At 75.0% G+C, this 16,261-nt stretch carries 16 protein-coding genes; 3 read left to right on the forward strand and 13 right to left on the reverse strand.

The features are described 5' to 3' along the window. Positions 1–216: 216 nt before the first annotated feature. Positions 217–2,406: an ATP-dependent DNA helicase RecG gene (recG, locus tag ACRB68_RS05500; RefSeq protein WP_328593795.1), complete on the reverse strand. Its 2,190-nt coding sequence runs from the start codon at positions 2,404–2,406 to the stop codon at positions 217–219. 37 nt (positions 2,407–2,443) lie between these two features. After that, complete coding sequence (locus ACRB68_RS05505; RefSeq protein WP_328593796.1) at positions 2,444–4,033, reverse strand: DAK2 domain-containing protein; 1,590 nt, start codon at positions 4,031–4,033, stop codon at positions 2,444–2,446. A 231-nt stretch (positions 4,034–4,264) separates the two neighbouring features. Between ACRB68_RS05505 and rpmB the strand changes: the two genes are divergently transcribed. Then, complete coding sequence (rpmB, locus tag ACRB68_RS05510) at positions 4,265–4,459, forward strand: 50S ribosomal protein L28 (RefSeq protein WP_328593797.1); 195 nt, start codon at positions 4,265–4,267, stop codon at positions 4,457–4,459. Between the two features lie 77 nt (positions 4,460–4,536). Here the strand turns inward: rpmB and ACRB68_RS05515 are convergent, their stop codons facing one another. The 5 genes from ACRB68_RS05515 to ACRB68_RS05535 form a co-directional block, all read right to left on the reverse strand. Further along, positions 4,537–6,540: a dynamin family protein gene (locus ACRB68_RS05515; RefSeq protein WP_153531094.1), complete on the reverse strand. Its 2,004-nt coding sequence runs from the start codon at positions 6,538–6,540 to the stop codon at positions 4,537–4,539. Then, entirely contained in the window at positions 6,537–8,177 is a 1,641-nt protein-coding gene (locus ACRB68_RS05520; protein ID WP_153531095.1) for a dynamin family protein, read from the reverse strand. Before ACRB68_RS05520 ends, ACRB68_RS05515 begins: the two co-directional genes overlap by 4 nt. An 81-nt stretch (positions 8,178–8,258) precedes the next feature. Next, entirely contained in the window at positions 8,259–9,077 is an 819-nt protein-coding gene (gene thiD, locus ACRB68_RS05525) for a bifunctional hydroxymethylpyrimidine kinase/phosphomethylpyrimidine kinase (protein WP_153531096.1), read from the reverse strand. Between the two features lie 29 nt (positions 9,078–9,106). Beyond that, positions 9,107–9,685, reverse strand: coding sequence for a cellulose binding domain-containing protein (locus ACRB68_RS05530; RefSeq protein ID WP_328593798.1), 579 nt, complete (start codon positions 9,683–9,685; stop codon positions 9,107–9,109). Between the two features lie 190 nt (positions 9,686–9,875). Beyond that, positions 9,876–10,793: a thiamine-phosphate kinase gene (locus tag ACRB68_RS05535; protein ID WP_153532322.1), complete on the reverse strand. Its 918-nt coding sequence runs from the start codon at positions 10,791–10,793 to the stop codon at positions 9,876–9,878. A 98-nt stretch (positions 10,794–10,891) separates the two neighbouring features. Between ACRB68_RS05535 and ACRB68_RS05540 the strand changes: the two genes are divergently transcribed. Together ACRB68_RS05540 and ACRB68_RS05545 are read left to right on the forward strand one after the other, a co-directional pair. Continuing rightward, positions 10,892–11,125 (forward strand): Lrp/AsnC ligand binding domain-containing protein, encoded by a 234-nt coding sequence (locus ACRB68_RS05540; protein WP_153531098.1) that lies wholly within the window; start codon positions 10,892–10,894, stop codon positions 11,123–11,125. A 43-nt stretch (positions 11,126–11,168) separates the two neighbouring features. Then, positions 11,169–11,588, forward strand: coding sequence for a DUF3515 domain-containing protein (locus ACRB68_RS05545; RefSeq protein ID WP_328593799.1), 420 nt, complete (start codon positions 11,169–11,171; stop codon positions 11,586–11,588). 6 nt (positions 11,589–11,594) lie between these two features. On the opposite strand, the gene ACRB68_RS05550 is transcribed toward ACRB68_RS05545, so the two are convergent. Genes ACRB68_RS05550 through ACRB68_RS05575 form a run of 6 tightly spaced genes read right to left on the reverse strand, consistent with a single transcriptional unit; the run spans position 11,595 to position 16,203 of the window. Then, the gene (locus ACRB68_RS05550; RefSeq protein WP_153531100.1) at positions 11,595–12,146 is read right to left on the reverse strand and encodes a Cif family virulence factor; all 552 of its coding nucleotides are present in this window, start codon (positions 12,144–12,146) and stop codon (positions 11,595–11,597) included. Next, positions 12,146–12,340 carry a ferredoxin gene (locus ACRB68_RS05555; protein WP_153531101.1) on the reverse strand — a complete coding sequence of 65 codons (195 nt, stop codon included), beginning with the start codon at positions 12,338–12,340 and terminating at the stop codon, positions 12,146–12,148. The genes ACRB68_RS05550 and ACRB68_RS05555 overlap by 1 nt, the downstream gene beginning before the upstream one ends. Further along, complete coding sequence (locus tag ACRB68_RS05560; RefSeq protein WP_328593800.1) at positions 12,337–13,665, reverse strand: cytochrome P450; 1,329 nt, start codon at positions 13,663–13,665, stop codon at positions 12,337–12,339. The genes ACRB68_RS05555 and ACRB68_RS05560 overlap by 4 nt, the downstream gene beginning before the upstream one ends. Beyond that, positions 13,662–14,441 (reverse strand): SDR family oxidoreductase, encoded by a 780-nt coding sequence (locus ACRB68_RS05565; protein ID WP_153531102.1) that lies wholly within the window; start codon positions 14,439–14,441, stop codon positions 13,662–13,664. The genes ACRB68_RS05560 and ACRB68_RS05565 overlap by 4 nt, the downstream gene beginning before the upstream one ends. Then, positions 14,442–15,626, reverse strand: coding sequence for a cytochrome P450 (locus tag ACRB68_RS42375; RefSeq protein ID WP_328593801.1), 1,185 nt, complete (start codon positions 15,624–15,626; stop codon positions 14,442–14,444). Positions 15,627–15,636: 10 nt separating this feature from the next. Then, positions 15,637–16,203 carry a TetR/AcrR family transcriptional regulator gene (locus ACRB68_RS05575; protein WP_328593802.1) on the reverse strand — a complete coding sequence of 189 codons (567 nt, stop codon included), beginning with the start codon at positions 16,201–16,203 and terminating at the stop codon, positions 15,637–15,639. Positions 16,204–16,261: the final 58 nt, after the last annotated feature.

Below are 16,261 nucleotides of genomic sequence, written 5' to 3' on the forward strand. Positions count from 1 at the left end.
GGGGCCTCCGGGGATCCGGGCTGGACGGGCTGGCTGGGGGTTCAGCCGCGCCGACACAGATCGCTGGCCTGCCGCCGGAGGTCGACGTGCAGCCGCGCGGTGAGGAGCTCGCTCGGATTCACGGCTTCATCCTGACCTGCATTCTCCCTATAGTCAACTGGTTAAGTATGGAATATGGAGGGCCGCCCGGGCGGCGCCGTGCTCCGGCCTGCTGGATCAGGCCTTCTCCAGGTACTCGGTCCGGTCCTCGTCCAGCAGCGCGGCCAGCTCCGCCGCGAGCGCCGGGTGCCCGGCCAGGTCGGGGTCGGCCGCCACGAGCCGGGACGCCTCCTCGCGCGCGGCCAGGATGACGTCCTCGTCGCGCTGCAGGGTCAGCAGCCGCAGGCTCGTCGACCGGCCCGCCTGCGTCGCGCCGAGCACGTCGCCCTCGCGGCGCTGCTCCAGGTCCAGCCGCGACAGCTTGAACCCGTCGGTGGTGGAGGCGACCGCGTCCAGCCGCTCGCGCGCCTTGCTGCCCGGGTCGGCCTCGGTGACCAGCAGGCAGAGGCCGTGCAGCCCGCCGCGGCCGACCCGGCCGCGCAGCTGGTGCAGCTGGGAGACGCCGAACCGGTCCGCGTCCATGATCACCATGACGGTGGCGTTCGGCACGTCCACGCCGACCTCGATCACCGTGGTGGCCAGCAGCACGTCCAGCTCCCGCGCGGCGAAGCGGCGCATCACCGCCTCCTTCTCGTCGGGGGGCAGCTTGCCGTGCAGCACCCCGATCCGCAGCCCGGCCAGCAGCTCGCCCTCCAGCCGGGGCAGCACCTCCATGATCCCCAGCGGGGACCGGCGCTCGCCCTCCTGCTCCAGCGCGTCGCCCTCGTCGCCCTCCTGCTCGCCGATGCGCGGGCAGACGATGTAGACCTGCCGGCCCTGCTGCGCCTCCTCCCTGATCCGCTCCCAGGTGCGGGCCAGGAAGGCCGGCCGCTCCGGCGGCACCACGTGGGTGCGGATCTCGGCCCGCCCGGCCGGCAGCTGCCCGAGCACCGAGGTCTCCAGGTCGCCGAAGACCGTCATCGCGACCGTGCGCGGGATCGGCGTGGCCGTCATGACCAGCACGTGCGGCCGCCCGCCGCTCACCTTCTCGCGCAGCGCGTCGCGCTGCTCGACGCCGAAGCGGTGCTGCTCGTCCACCACCACCAGGCCGAGGTCGGCGAACTGCACGTGGTCCTGCAGCAGGGCGTGCGTGCCGACGACGATCCCGGCCTCCCCCGACGCCGCCTCCAGCAGCGCGGCCTTGCGGGCCTTGGCGCCCTGCGAGCCGGTGAGCAGCGTCACCCGCGTCGCGTGCTCGGCGCCGCCGATCTGCCCGGCCTGCGCCAGCTCGCCGAGCATCGCGGTGATCGACCGGTAGTGCTGCTGGGCCAGCACCTCGGTCGGCGCGAGCAGCGCCGCCTGCCCGCCCCCGTCCACCACCTGCACCATCGCCCGCAGCGCGATCACCGTCTTGCCCGCGCCGACGTCGCCCTGTAGGAGGCGGTGCATCGGATGGGTCTCGGCCAGGTCGGCGGCGATCTCCGCGCCGACCTGGCGCTGGCCCTCGGTGAGCTCGAAGGGCAGCCGGGCGTCGAAGGCGTCCAGCAGGCCGCCGGCGACGGGCGGGCGCGGCTTGGCGGGCAGCGCGGCGGCGGCGCGGCGGCGCTGGGCGAGGGCGGTCTGCAGGACGAACGCCTCGTCCCATTTCAGGCGTTTGCGGGCGCGGCCGAGCTCCTCCCAGTTCTTCGGGCGGTGGATGCCCTCGTAGGCGGTGCGCCGGCCGACCAGGTGGTGCGCGGTGCGGACGGCGGCCGGCAGCGGGTCGTCGCCGACCTCCAGCCGGTCCAGCACGATGCCGACCGACAGGCCGATCGTCTCGATGTCCATGCCCTTGGTGGCGGGGTAGATCGGGATGATCTCGTCGGCCCACTCCTGCGCGGCCGCCTCGCCGGCCCGGTCGGGCACGACCTTGTACTGGGGGTGGGTGAGCTGGCGCTGCGCCTGGCCGCTGCGCGGCCGGTAGGTGCTGATCTTGCCGGCGAACAGGCCGCGGGTGCCGGGCGGCAGGTCGCGCTCGGCGATGTAGGAGCCCTTGCGGCCGAAGAAGCTCAGCTTCAGCTCGCCGGTGCCGTCGGTGACGGTGATCTCCAGGACGTAGCCGGGGCTGCGGGTGAGGGAGCGCCCCTGGACCTTGACGACCTCGGCCATGACGGTGACGTGCTCGCCGTCCGCCAGCTCGGCGAGCGGGGTCAGCTCGCCGCGGTGGGCGTACCGGCGCGGGTAGTGGTGCAGCAGGTCACCGGCGGTGTGCAGGTCCAGGCCCTTGGCCAGCACCTTGGCCGTCTTGTCGCCAAGGAGCCGCTGCAACGGCTCGTCGAGGTTCGCCACCCGTCTTTTCTAGCCCATGGGAGTGACAGCGGCGGCCTCACTCCACCCCGAGGAGCAGCGGATAGCGTTCCTGGCCGCCGTCGTAGACGCCGACCTCGACGTCGGGGCGGCAGGCGCGCAAGTGGTCCTCCAGCGCGGCGGCGAGGCCGGCCGGCGCGTGCGTGCCGACGATGACGGTGACCAGCTCGCCGCCGCCCGACAGCATCCGGTCCAGCACCTGGCACGCGGCGGCGGTGAGGTCGGCGCCGATCAGCGCCACGTCGCCCTCGATGAGGCCGAGCACGTCGCCGGGCTGGCACATCCCGGCGCTGGTCACCGCCTCCTCGGCGGCGATCTCCAGATGGCCGAAGCGGGTCGCGCCGGCGGCCCGGGTCATCTCGATCAGGTCCTCGCCGAAGCGGCGCAGCGGGTCGTGCACGGCGAGCGCGGCCAGGCCCTGCACCGAGGCCTTGGTGGGGACGACGGCGATGCGGGCGCCGGCGTCGCGGGCGCGCTCGGCGGCGGCCTCGGCGAGGGCGAGCACCTCCGGCTCGTTCGGCAGCACCGCGACCTCGTCGCCGGCGGCCAGGATCGCCTCGGCCAGCACCGCGAGCGGCGGCACCGCGCCGGGCTCGCGGCGCACCACCCGGGCGCCGCACTCCTCGAACAGCGCGGCGAGGCCGCCGGCGGCGGTGACCGCGACGACGGCGCGGCCGGTGTGCGGGGCGTGCGGGGCCTCCTCGGCGGCGTGCAGGTAGGTGACGCGGACGCGGTAGGGGCGGCCGGCGGCGAGGCCCGCCTCGATGGCGGCGCCGGCGTCGTCGACGTGCACGTGGACGTTCCACAGGCCGTCGCCGCCGACGACGACGAGGGAGTCGCCGAGGGCGTCCAGGGCCTCGCGCAGGGCCGGGACGGCGTTGTCGTCGGCGTCCAGCAGGTACATCACCTCGTAGCCGGGGCCGGGGGTCTCGGCGAGCTCCTCGCGGGCCGGCGCGGTCCCGGCGACGCGGGCCGGCACGATGTAGCGCTCGGGATACTCCTGTGTGACCACGGCGGCCAGGGCGTCCAGCACGACGCACAGGCCCGCGCCGCCCGCGTCCACCACGCCGTTGCGGGCCAGCACGTCCAGCCGCGCGGTGGTGCCGCGCAGCGCCCGGCGGGCCCCGGCGGCGGCCGCGCGGGTGACCTCGGCGAGCCCGGGACCGGCCGGTCCGGTGGCGTCGGCGGCCGCCTGCAGCACGCTGAGGATGGTGCCCTCGACCGGGTGCGCGACCGCGCCGCGGGCCAGCACCGAGGCGTACTCCAGGGCCTCGGCGAACAGCTCGCCGTCCGGCGGGCCGCCCGCGCCGCCGCAGATCTCGGCCAGGCCGCGCAGCACCTGGCTGAGGATGACGCCGGAGTTGCCGCGGGCGCCGATCAGCGCGCCCTGGGCGAGGGCGCGCCAGGTCGCCGCGCCGCCGGCCCCCTCGGGCAGCTCGGCGACGGCGTCGGCGGCCGCCAGCACGGTCAGGTGCAGGTTGGTGCCGGTGTCGCCGTCGGGGACGGGGAACACGTTCAGCGCGTCGATCTCGCCCCGGGTGCGGCCGAGCGCCTCGGCCGCGAGCCTGCTCCACCGTCGTACCGCCGCCCCGTCGAGGACTTCGCCCACGCCCGCTCCTCTCCGCCGTTCCGCGTTACCTCTGTATCGCGCCCGCGGGCCCGAGGGAAACCGGGCGGCGGTGATTCCGCAGGCCGATTCGCGAACCGGACCGGGGGTCGGCTACTCTGATCCCTGCGCCTCGTCCGAGGCGCCTTTCGGGCGTCCAGACCCCCGGCACCACGTGTCCGGGAGGCGGCGGGCGCCCCGATTCACAGCATCGACACCCATTTGGAGTTTCCCGTGGCTTCCGTCTGCGACGTCTGCGGCAAGGGACCCGGTTTCGGCATGCGCGTCTCCCACTCGCACCGCCGCACCCCGCGCCGCTGGAACCCCAACATCCAGCGTGTGCGCGCCGTCCTCGGCGGCACCACCAAGCGCATCAACGCCTGCACCTCCTGCATCAAGGCCGGCAAGGTCGTCAAGCCGACCGTCTGACGCGGGGCGTACCCCCTTACGCTTCGGCCGGCCCATCGGAGATCCGATGGGCCGGCTTTCGCGTTCCCAGGGGCGGGTCAGCGCATCTCGTCGAGCACGTGCTGCTTGAAGTCGGTGAGGTCGCCCTCGATGGCGTTGAGGTGCCCGGCCCAGCCGTCCAGCGCGCGCCGGTCGCGCTCGGCCTCGTCGCGGCCGTCGCGCAGCTTGCGGATCGTCTCCTCGGTGTCGGCGACCAGCCGGCCGTACCAGCCGGCCAGCTCCTGCTCCAGCCCCGCCGCCCAGCGGGCCAGGCCCTCGGTGCACTCGGCGGCGTACTGCCGCGCGATCTCGGGGGCGCTGCCGGTCAGCACCGAGGCGTACTCGGTGACGGCCTGCTCCACCAGCCGGCTCTTGACGATCCTGCGGCCGACCAGGTAGACCGCGCCGGCCGACAGCACGACGGGCGCGGCCACCCACGACACCAGGCCGAGCGAGATCAGCCCGGCCCCGGCGGCGGTGCCGGCGCCGCCGACGGCCAGGACGCCGGCCGCGTTCGTCCAGGACGCGGCGGGCGAGGTGCGCGACAGCACCCGGAACGGCACGTGCACGCTCATGTCGTGCAGCAGCTGCCGCACCGTGGACTCGTCGACCAGGTCGCGGGTGCCGGTCAGCTCGCCGCGCAGCTCCTCCAGCCGGTCGGCGAAGTCGTGCAGGTGCGGCAGGATGCTCTGCTCCAGCGCCGCCTCGCGCGAGTGCATGAACGCGGGCAGCCCCTCCTCGCCCTCGGCGAACACGTGCAGCTCCAGCTGGAGCCGCCGGTTCAGGGCGTCGTCGATCTGCTGGATGGCGTCGCCGTAGCGGGCCATGCGGTCGCGCCGCAGCAGCCGCACGTCGAGCTTGGGCAGGTCGTCCGCCCACTCCCCCACCCGCGGGGTCAGCTCCCGGATGAACCGCTCGACCTCGGTGGCCAGCAGCTGCCCGGTCTCCTCCACCCAGGTGTCCAGCACCCGCCGGATCAGCTCCAGGCCCTTCAGGATGTTCTCGCGCTTGTCCCGGCCGGCGTCCAGGGACTCCTGCAGCTCGTCGGCGCTGCGGGTGAGCATGCCGCGCCGCCCGCCGATCGACCGGTGCAGCTGGACGATCTCGCGGACCAGCAGCTCGGCCGGGCGCAGCAGCTTGATGCGGGCCTTGTCGTGCATCAGGAACTCGCTGAGCGCCTCCTCCAGCGGCCGGATGCCCGAGTCCCACTCGGCCGCCGGCGGCACCGGGTCCTGGAGCCGCGCCTCCAGCGCGTCCAGCGCGCTGACGAAGAACACCCGCCGGTCCAGCCGGCGCGTGTACTGCCCGGCGATGCGGCGGCAGCGGCGCCGCACGTCCTCGCGCTCGCGCTCGCGGATCAGGTCGAACTGGTTGACCACGAAGAAGATCTCCTGGTGGCCGAGGTCCTGCAGCATCCGCAGGTAGTGGTCCTGGTCGCGGTCCTTGAACGCGCCCCGGGCGGGGGTGACGAAGATGACCGCGTCCACCTGCGGCAGGAAGGCGAGGGTGACCTTCTCGCGGCGCCGGCTCTCGTTGGTGCCGGCCGAGTCGATCAGCTCGACCGAGCCGCGCAGCAGCGGGTAGGGGCCGTACACCACGCCCCACAGGTAGGGGCTCTCGCCGGGTAGATCATCGTCGTCCAGCTCCAGCTCGACCGCGCGCAGGAACTCCCCGACCGACACCTGCCGCGGCTCGCCGCCGGAGCCGACCTGATCCTCGTACAGCTCGGCGCGCGGCTGGTCGGCGTGGCGCAGCACGGTGGTGAACGCCGTGGTCGGGTTCTCCTTCATCGGCAGCAGCTCCTGGCCGAGCAGGGCGTTGACCAGGGTGCTCTTGCCGCTGCTGAAGTCCCCGAACACCATGATCCGGAACGATTCGCGGCGCAGCGTGCGGACCGCCTCGGCGAGCCGGGCCGAGTGGCGGGTGCCGGGCACCCCGGTCACCTCCCGCTCCAGGGCGAGCGCGATCTCGCGGGTCGCCTCGAACATCTCGGCGAGCCGTGCCCGGCGCTCGTCGAAGGATCCGAGGCCGGCGGTCCGGCGGCCGGCCGGCTGGTCGCTCATGTGCTCCCCATCTCGCGGGCGAGGGCGGCGGCCTCGGCGGCCAGCCGCCCGGCCTCGAACCTGAGCCGGCGGCCGCGGGCCCGCGGTTCGCCGTCGTCCTCCCACAGCGCGAGCCGGGTCCGCCACCACGCCTCGTGCCAGTCCTCGGCCGCCTCGGCGAGACGGCCGTACATCGCGTCGGCCCGCTCGGCGGCGCCGTCGGCCAGTTCGGCCGCGAATCCCTCCAGGACGTGCGCGGCGGTCTCCGCGACGAGCCGGCGGCCGTCCTCGGCGCCGCCGCCGAAGCGCCGCCGCAGGTGCTCCCACAGCCGGACCGACAGCACGTTCAGGGGGGCGAGCGGGGTGAGGGCGAGCGCGACGTCCAGGGCCAGCGCGCCGCCCTCGAAGAGCATCCGCCCCCAGCGCCGGGCGGCGCGGACGGCGTCCGCCGGCGGATCGAGGGCGCCCTCGACGTCCGCGGCGGCGCGGGCGCCGTCCAGCCCGGCGACGGCCCCGATCATGCCGGTGAGGCCCGCCTCCAGCCAGGCGGCGTCCGCGCCGAACGCGGTGTCCAGCGCGGCCCCGGTCGCCGCCAGCCGGGCGGCGGCGGCCCGGCGCAGGAGCGGCACGACCTCCTCGCGCCAGCAGGCGGCCGGGTCGGCGGACGCGGCGGCGAGCCGGCCGATCTCGGCGGCGGTCTCGTCCCAGGGCGCGGACGCGGCGGCGCGGACCCGCGCGCGGGCCTGCCGGCGGCGGTCGTCCAGGTCGACCCGCAGGGCCTGCCAGCGGACCCGCGCGGTGGCGCGCTCGGATTCGATCCGCGCGCGGGCGCGGGCGGCGCCGGCGTCATCGCGGGCCGCCTCCACCTCGCCCGCGAGCGCCAGCATGTGCGCGCAGGCGGCGGTGAGCAGCGCGACGATCTGGCGGTCGCGGGCGGCGGCGCGGCCGTCGTCGCGGGCCGCCTCGGCGAGGCGGCGGCGGAGCGCGGCCAGGTCGGCGGGCCGGGCGGGGACCGCGCCGTCGCCGGAGGGGCCGGGCAGCACCTCGATGGCCGGGCCGACGCCGGCGGCGATCGCGCGGGCGCGGGCCAGCACCGGCGCGGGGTCGCCGCGCAGGTGGTCGAGCATGGTCACCACGACCAGCACGACCGGCACCCGGTGCACCAGCGCCAGGTCGCGCAGCAGCTCCCGTTCCTGGAGGTTCAGGCCGCCGACGGCGCGGACCGTCACCACGGCCACGTCGCAGCCGGGGGCGACCAGCGCGGGCGCGTCGCCGGGATCGGTGTCGGTGCCGGGGGTGTCGATCAGCTCCAGGTCCGCCTCGCGCAGCCAGGGGGCGTCGCAGTGGCGCACGCCCGCGCCGTCGGCCGCCGGGTCGCCGGGTCGGACGGTGACGACCGCGCGGGTGGTGGGCGGCTCGCCGACGGGCAGCATCGGCCGGCCGAGCAGCTGGTTGATCAGATGCGACTTGCCGGTGGAGAAGGAGCCGAGGAAGCAGACCCGGCAGGAGGCCGGGCGGTCCGGGGCGGCGGCCCGGCGCAGCCGCCCGGCCAGGTCGTCCAGGCCGTGCCCGGTGGCCAGCGCGATCGCGGCGGCGACCAGCCGGTCGCGGGCGGCCGCCGTCGCGGGGAGGACCGTCCCCGCCGAAGAATCGCCCACAGCCGCCCCGAAATCGCCCGCTCCGTCCCGACCGGCAGGAGCGTAGCGACCCGATCGGCCCCGTTCGTTCGGATCAGTGGCTTATGACCGGCTCTGGTCAAGAGCGGCGCGCTGCCGCCAGCCGTGGTCGACCGGGCCGATGCCCGTGCCGAGCGGGAACCCGGCGGCGATGGCGCCGGTGACGTACTCCTTGGCGCGCGCGACGGCGTCCGGGACGTCGGCGCCGAGGGCCAGGTTCGAGGCGATGGCCGAGGCGAGCGTGCAGCCGGTGCCGTGGGTGTGCCGGTTGTCGTGGCGGGGCGCGGTGAAGCGGTACTCGCGCGTGCCGTCGAACAGCAGGTCGGCGGGCTCGCCGGGCAGGTGCCCGCCCTTGATCAGCGCCCACCGCGGGCCGAGCGCCTTGACCGCCTCGGCGGCCTCGCGCATCCCCGCCTCGTCCACCACCTTGACGCCGGTGAGCTGCTCGACCTCCCACAGGTTGGGGGTGGCGACGGTCGCGACCGGCAGCAGCGCGGTGCGCACGGCGTCCACGGCGGACGGCTCGAGCAGCGCGTCGCCGTGCTTGGAGACGCCGACCGGGTCGACGACCACGGGGGCGCCGGCGCCGGCGAGCACCTCGGCGACGGTCTCCACGAGCGCGGTGGAGGCGAGCATGCCGGTCTTGACAGCGTGCACCCCGATGTCGGACAGCACCGAGTCCAGCTGGGCGCGCACCGCCTCGGGCGGCAGCTCCCAGTAGCCCTGGACGCCGCGGGAGTTCTGCGCGGTCACCGCCGCGATCACGCTCATGCCGTGCACGCCGTGGGCGAGCATCGTCTTCAGGTCGGCCTGGATACCGGCACCGCCGCCGGAGTCCGACCCCGCGACGGTGAGCACGAGCGGCGGGGCGATGTTGGTCATGCCCCCACTTTAGGGCGCTACGGGAGAACTCAGGCGCGGGCGCAGGGGGCCCTGTTGAGCACGCAGGTGGCGGGGGCGCCGGCGGTGCCGCGCGCGGTGAAGACGACCTTCACCGACTGGCCGGGGGCGAGCGGCGGGGCGCCCGCCAGGCTGCGCACCCAGCCGCGGCGGCCGGTCTGCCTGGTGGCGCCGCCGCTGAAGGAGCGGACGGTCGCCTTGGTGAAGCCGAAGGCGAGCGACCACCGCAGCACCGGGGCGGTGCCGCGGTTGGTGATGGTGACGCTGCCGGTGAAGCCGGTGGGGGTGCGGCGCACCACCTGGAAGGCGGTGGTCAGCCGGCCCGCGTCGCGGGTGCCGCGGCTGGCGCGCGTCCCGTCGCCGCGCTCGGCCATCTGGCCCTCGTGGGGGCCGTCCGACTGCGGCTCGTGCGCGGGGGCGGCGAAGTTCAGCGAGATCTGCTGGGTGCTGAAGGCGTAGGCGACGACGCCCACCGCGATCACCAGCGCGAAGATCGGCAGCAGCGGCACCGGGACCAGCGGGATGACCCCGGACCGGCGCTTCTTCGCGGCCTGCTCGCCGGGCTCGGGCGCCTGCCGGGGCCCGGGCACGGGGGGTCGCTGCGGGGAGGGGCCGGGAAGCGGTCCGGCGCCGGGGGGCGCACCGCCTTCCGGTGGCTGGAGCTTGTTGTGTCGTCCCATCCCATCCCTCTTCGATCACAGGATGTATACCAAACCAGTACCAAGCATGCCTACCGGCTCGGTAAACGACCGCGCCTCCGCACCTCCGCCACAAGTGCGCTCAGCTGGCGAAATGGTCCCAGCCGCCGGGTCCGTACGAGCGGCCGTCGACGACCACGCCGGAACCCGCGGCGACCCGCCCGACGGCCGTCCAGGCGGGCGGGACGGCGCCGGCGGGGAAGGTCGCGGCGAAGGCGTGGTCCTCGCCCCCGGTGAGCGCGTGCCGCAGCCCGTCCGGGCCGAGGAGGGCCGGGACGGGCACCGCCGCCGAGTCGATCTCGATCCGGACGCCCGACGCCGCCGCGATGTGCCCGAGGTCCTGCAGCAGCCCGTCGCTGACGTCCAGCAGGGCGGTCGCGCCCGCCGCGCGCGCCTCGGCGCCGGCGGTGTAGGGCGGCCGGGGGCGGCGGTGCGCGTCCAGCAGCTCGGCGGGGCCGTCCGCGCCGGCCCGGAACAGGTCCAGGCCGGCCGAGGAGTGGCCGAGCCGGCCCCGGACGGCGACGGCGTCGCCGGGCCGCGCGCCGGACCGGGTGAGCGGCGGCGCGCCGCCGAGGTCGCCGAGCGCGGTGACGGCGATGACGACCTCGGCGGCGCCGACCACGTCGCCGCCCGCGATCGCGGCGCCGGTCTCGGCGCACTCGTCGGCCAGGCCGTCGTAGAGCCGCTCGGCCCAGGCCGCCTCGGTCGCGGGCGGGACGGCGAGCCCGACCAGCAGCGCGGTCGGGCGGGCGCCCATCGCGACGACGTCGGCGAGGTTCTGCGCGGCGGCCTTGCGGCCGATCTCGTAGGGGCCCGACCAGTCCAGGCGGAAGTGGCGGCCCTGCACCAGCAGGTCGGTGGTGGCGGTGACCCGACCGTCGGGGGCGGTGATCACCGCGGCGTCGTCGCCCGGTCCGAGGGCGATCGCCGGCCCCGCGGGCAGCCGCCCGACGAGCCTGCTGATCAGCCCGAACTCGCCCAGCTCCCCGATCGTGCCCATCCGCCCCGTCCCCTCGGCCCGGCCCCGGGCGCCCATCCTGGCGCGCAACACGATACGGTGACCGTCCGAACGCTTTTTCTCCGCCCGGGGAGGACGTGATGGTGCAGGCCTACATCCTCATCCAGACCGAAGTTGGCAAGGCCGCCGAGGTGGCAAGTGAGATCGCCGGCATCACGGGCGTGACCTTGGCGGAGGACGTGACGGGTCCTTATGACGTGATCGTGCGAGCGGAGGCGAACAATGTCGACGAGCTCGGCAAGCTCGTCGTCGCGCAGATCCAGGGCGTCGAAGGGATCACCCGGACGCTCACCTGCCCGATCGTGCACATCTGACCGTCTCGCGCGCAGGGGCGCCGCGTTCGCGCTGGCCGTCCCGGTGCTGCTGACGGCCGGTTGCGGCGCCGGCGCCGTCCAGGTCCCGGCGCCGCGGCCGGACGCGGCGACGGCGCGGCTCTGCGCGGGGCTGCGGCTGCCCGAGAAGGTGCACGGGCAGTCCCGGCGCGACACCGAGCCCGAGTCGGCGCTGACCGCCGCGTGGGGTTCCCCGGCGATCGCGCTGCGCTGCGGCGTGCCGCGGCCGGCGGCGCTGCGGCCCACCGACCAGCTGCAGCAGATCAACGGCGTGTCGTGGTTCGGCCAGCCCGCCGACCAGCCGGTCACCTGGACGGCGATGGCGCGCCAGGCCTACGTCGAGGTGACGATCCCGGCCAAGTACGCGCCGCCCGGCGACGTGCTGATCGAGCTGGGCGAGGCGATCAAGTCCTCGATCCCGGTCAAGCCCGAGAACCAGCTCTGAGTCCTCTCACCAGAGGGGCACCGGGGTCTCGCCGCGCCGGTAGTAGCCGGGGACCGGCTCTCCCGACGAGGCCCGCTCCAGCCGCCGCTTCATCCCGTCCGACAGCGCGCCCGCCTTCATCATCTCCAGGAACACCGCGGTGACGTTGCCGAGGTCGAACCAGTCGCGCTGCCAGGACCACTGCCGGTTCCCGGCGTAGCGGAACCAGCTCCCGCCGATCCCGGCGACCTCGTAGGGGGTGCCGTCCGGCCGCCGGGCGTCCGCGACCTGCTTCCAGAACCCGACGACCTCGCCGCCGCGCTCGTCCACCAGGATGGACTGGTAGGGGTAGGCCCAGCCGTCCAGGCCGCCCATCTCCGCGCCGAGGGCGAGATCGCGGATCTCGTCGCGGCCGACGGCCATGAAGTCCTGGCCGGGGCCGATGTTCCAGCCGTAGGTGGCGTCCTCGGTGTACAGGTCGGCGAGCGGCCGCCAGTCGCCGATCTCCTCGCAGCGGCGGTTGGTGTCCAGCCAGTGCGCCACCATGGCGTCGAGCTCGTCGCGCGGGAAAGCGGGCATCACGTCTCCAGCAGGGTGAGGGCCTGGGTGGGGCAGTAGCGGACGGCGGCGGTGACCTCTCCGCGCAGTTCCTCGGCGGGCTCGGCATCCAACACACGGACCTTTTGCTTGGGCGGGACCTCGAAGACGTCCGGCGCCTCCAGCTCGCACATGGCGTGCCCCTGGCAGAGGTCCAGGTCGGCCTCGATCCTCATCGGGTTCTCCTGCGGTAGCGGACGACGCAGGGCCGGGCGAGCTGGACGACCATCTTGGAGTGGTCGTTGCGGTAGCTCTCCGGCGGCTGGGCGAGCTCGAACTCCCAGTCGCGCAGCAGCACCGAGAAGATCGCCTTGAGCTGGATCATCGCGAAGTTCGCGCCGACGCAGCGGTGCCGGCCCGCGCCGAACGGCACCCAGGTCCAGCGGTGCAGCAGGTCCTCCTCGCGGGGCGCGGCGTAGCGCTCGGGGCGGAAGGCGTCGGGGTCGGGGAAGTCCTCGGGGATGCGGTTGGAGACGGCCACGCTGCAGCCGACCATCGTCCCGGCGGGGACGCGGTGGCCGAGCACCTTCTGGTCGCTCTTGGCGACCCGCAGCAGCAGGATCAGCGGCGGATGCAAGCGCAGCGCCTCCTTGACCGCCGCCTCCAGGTCCGGGATGGCGCGCAATGCCTGGAAACTGACCTCGCGGCCGTCGGCGTACAGCCCGTCCAGCTCGGCGACCACCGCGGCCATGACGGCGGGGTGACGCAGCAGCTCGATGAGGGTCCAGGCGGCGGTGCCGGAGGAGGTGTGGTGCCCGGCGAACATCATCGAGATGAACATGCCGGTGATCTGGTCGGCACTGAACCTCGGCGTGCCGTCGTCCTCCCGGATGGAGATCAGCACGTCGAGCAGGTCGCGGTCCTCGCGCGGCGGCCGGGCGGGGCGGCCGTCCATGATCTGCTGGACGAGCCGCACCAGCGCGGCGCGGGCCTCGTCGCGGCGGCGGAAGGCGTCGATCGGCGCGTAGGGGTCGACGTAGGCGAGGGCGTCGGTGCCGCGCTCCAGCTCGTGGTACAGCTCGGCGAAGCGGTGGTCGAGCTGCTCGCGGAACTTGCGGCCGATGAGGCAGGCCGACGAGGTGTAGATCGTCAGCTCGGCGAACCAGGCGAGCAGGTCGATCTCCCCCGTCTCGCCCCAATCGGCCGTCATCCGCTCCACCTCGGCGGCGATCGTCGCGGCGTGGCCCTTCAGGAACGAGCCTTTGAGGGCCTGGTTGTGCAGGGCCTCGCGGCGCTGCTCGGGGGTGGCGTCGAACACCACGCCCGCGCCGAAGATGGGCGTCATGAACGGGTACGCCTCGGCCTGGTCGAGTTCCTCGTCCGGGGCGCGGAAGAAGAACTCGTTGGCCTCGGCGCCCGTCAGCAGCACCACATCGCGGCCGGCGAGCCGGAAGACGCCGGCGTCGCCGCACTCCGCGCGCACACGGCGCATCAGCGCGATCGGGTCGGTGCGCAGCTCGTCCAGGTGGTCGGGTCCGCCCGACACGACGGGGATGGTCACCGCTCCTCCAGGGGTGCTTCCGGCTGGACTTCGACGAGCGACAGGTGCGCGCCGCGCGGCGCGGAGACGACGGCCGTGATGGCAGCGGCCACGTCGGCGGGCCGCAGAAAGCAGGGATGGCGGGCCAGGCCCCACTTCACCCACTCCTCCAGCACCGCGCCGGTCGTCTCGGCGTCCCAGCCCATGCCCATGTTCGTGCTGGTCGGGCCGGGACGGACGATCGAGGCCCGCACGCCGGTGCCCTCCAGCTCCATCTGCATCGCGCGGGCCATCCCCTCGACGCCGTTCTTGGCCGCGACGTAGGCGCCCATGCGGGTGCGCGGGGCGCGCACGACGTCGGAGGAGACGAACACCACGTCGCCCCGCCGCCGCGCGACCATGCCGGGGACCAGGTGCGAGACGAGCCGGTGCGCGCCGACCAGATGGACCTGGAGCTGGGCGAGGAATTCTCCGGAGTCCAGCTCGTGGACGCGGTCGGCGGCCAGGTCGCCGGCGCTGGAGACGACGATCTCGATGTCGCCGAGGGCCCGCTCGGCGGCGGCCGCGAACGCCGTGACCGAGTCGGAGTCGGCGACGTCCAGCGCGTGCGCGAACGCCTCGCCGCCCGCCTCCCGGATCTCCGCCGCCAGTTCCGCGCAGACCCGCGCGCGGCGGGCGCCGAGCGCGACGGGGTGGCCGGCCGCGGCGAGCGCCCGGGCCGTGGCGGCGCCGATGCCCGACGAGGCGCCGGACACCACCGCGGGCCGGCGTTCGGGATGGGGGGCGAACCGGGGCATCTACCTGACCTCCAGGCGGACGGGGAGGGTGGCGAAACCGCGCACGTTCACCGAATGGACGCGCTCGGCCCGGTCGTGGTCGACCTCGAGGCCCTTGATGCGCCCGGTGAGCTCGGTGAGGGCGACGCGGGCCTCCAGCCGGGCCAGGTTCGCGCCGAGGCAGAAGTGCCGGCCGCCGCCGAAGCTGACCATCGGGGAGGTGTCGCGGTCCAGGTCGTAGTCGTCGGGGCGGTCGAAGACGCGCGGGTCGCGGTTGGCCGACCCGGCGAGCAGCAGCACCCGCTCCCCCGCCGGGATGCGCCGCCCGTGCCAGGTGGTGTCCCGCGCGACCGTCCGGGCGAGCATCTGGGAGGAGGTGTCGTAGCGCAGGGTCTCCTCGACCCAGTCGTCCACCCGCGCCGGGTCGCGCAGGGGCGCGGCGAGCTGCGCGGGGTTGCGCGAGCCCCAGTACAGGGCGTTGGCGAGCAGCTTGGTGGTGGTCTCGTTGCCCGCGACGACCATCAGGAACAGGAAGGCGATGATCTCCCGGTCGGCGAGCCGGTCGCCGTCGACCTCGGCCTCCAGCAGCGCCGAGGTGAGGTCGTCGCGCGGGCTGCGCCGCCGCTCGGCGAGCATCTCCTCGTAGTAGCCGACGAGGAGGAGCGCGGCCTCCATCCCGGCGGGCGGGACGTCGTTCAGGCCCTCCTCGCGGTGCACGACCAGGTCGGCGAGCCGCCGCACCTCGGCCCGGTCGGCCTCGGGGACGCCCATCATCTGGGAGATGACGTCCATCGGCAGGAGCCCGGCGAAGCCGGCGACGAAGTCCCCTTCGCCCTTGTCCAGCAGCGGTTCCAGGTGCCTGCGCGTCAGGGCGCGGATGCCGTCGCCCAGCTCGTTCACCCGCCTCGGCGTGAACCCCCTGGAGACCAGCGCCCGCATCCGGGTGTGGCGGGGCGGGTCCAGGGCGAGGAACGACATCGTCCGGTGCGCCTTCGGGCCCCACGCGCTCGGCTCCAGCGACACCCCGTTGGCGCTGGAGAAGGTCTCGTGGTCGCGGAACGCCCGGGTGACGTCGGCGTGCCGCGACAGCGCCCAGAAGTCCAGCTCCTCGTTGCGGTAGAGCGGGGCCTCCTCCCGGAGCCGGGCGTAGATCGGGTAGGGGTCCTCGTGGACGGCGTAGTCGTAGGGGCTGTAGGAGGGGACCACAGCCGTCTCCTCACTCGGGGTCGGGCAGGATCAGCTCGGCCGTCTCCGCCAGCCGGTCGGCCATGCGGGCGTAGGAGGTGTAGCCCATGCCGGCGTGCACCAGCGCGCCGGCGTAGGCCAGCTCCAGCGCGCCGAGGACCTTGGGGTCGTCGCGGCCGAGCGCGGCGCGCAGCCGCTCCCGGATGGCCAGGCCGATCCGGATCCGCAGCTCGCGCACGTCGGGGTCGGTGCCGAGCATCGCGGTCGTGCAGGCGGCGGCGAGCTCGGGCTCGTCGGAGACCAGCAGCGCGATCTCCCGCAGCACCGCCGCCACCCCGGTCACCCCGGGGTCCACCGGCGGCAGCGCGCCGAGGCGGCGCCAGAACACCTCGGTGATCAGGTGGTTCTTGGAGGCGAAGTAGGTGTAGGCGGTGGCGGGCGCGACCCCGGCCCGCCGGGCGACGTTGCGCACGGTCAGGCCCTCGTAGCCGGCGTCGCGCAGCTCGGCCACGGCGGCGTCGGTGAGGCGCCGCACGGTGTCGGCCTGGCGCTCGGTGAGGCGCCGCCGCGTCGGCTCGGTCGTCAGTTCCCTGGACACATGTCCAGACATTAGTTCAGGAACCGGCGGCGGGCAAGCGGCCGCCCTGGCCGCGGTG

Source organism: Actinomadura macrotermitis (genome assembly GCF_009604375.1).
GTDB lineage: Bacteria > Actinomycetota > Actinomycetes > Streptosporangiales > Streptosporangiaceae > Spirillospora > Spirillospora macrotermitis.

What these genes read in the sequence shown, in the direction of transcription:
- ACRB68_RS05515 (WP_153531094.1), bottom strand. Translation starts at nt 6,540, where the DNA reads ATGAGCGACCAGCCGGCCGGCCGCCGGACCGCCGGCCTCGGATCCTTC.
- thiD (WP_153531096.1), bottom strand. Translation starts at nt 9,077, where the DNA reads ATGACCAACATCGCCCCGCCGCTCGTGCTCACCGTCGCGGGGTCGGAC.
- ACRB68_RS05535 (WP_153532322.1), bottom strand. Translation starts at nt 10,793, where the DNA reads ATGGGCACGATCGGGGAGCTGGGCGAGTTCGGGCTGATCAGCAGGCTC.
- ACRB68_RS05555 (WP_153531101.1), bottom strand. Translation starts at nt 12,340, where the DNA reads ATGAGGATCGAGGCCGACCTGGACCTCTGCCAGGGGCACGCCATGTGC.
- ACRB68_RS05565 (WP_153531102.1), bottom strand. Translation starts at nt 14,441, where the DNA reads ATGCCCCGGTTCGCCCCCCATCCCGAACGCCGGCCCGCGGTGGTGTCC.
- ACRB68_RS05540 (WP_153531098.1), top strand. Translation starts at nt 10,892, where the DNA reads ATGGTGCAGGCCTACATCCTCATCCAGACCGAAGTTGGCAAGGCCGCC.
- ACRB68_RS05550 (WP_153531100.1), bottom strand. Translation starts at nt 12,146, where the DNA reads ATGCCCGCTTTCCCGCGCGACGAGCTCGACGCCATGGTGGCGCACTGG.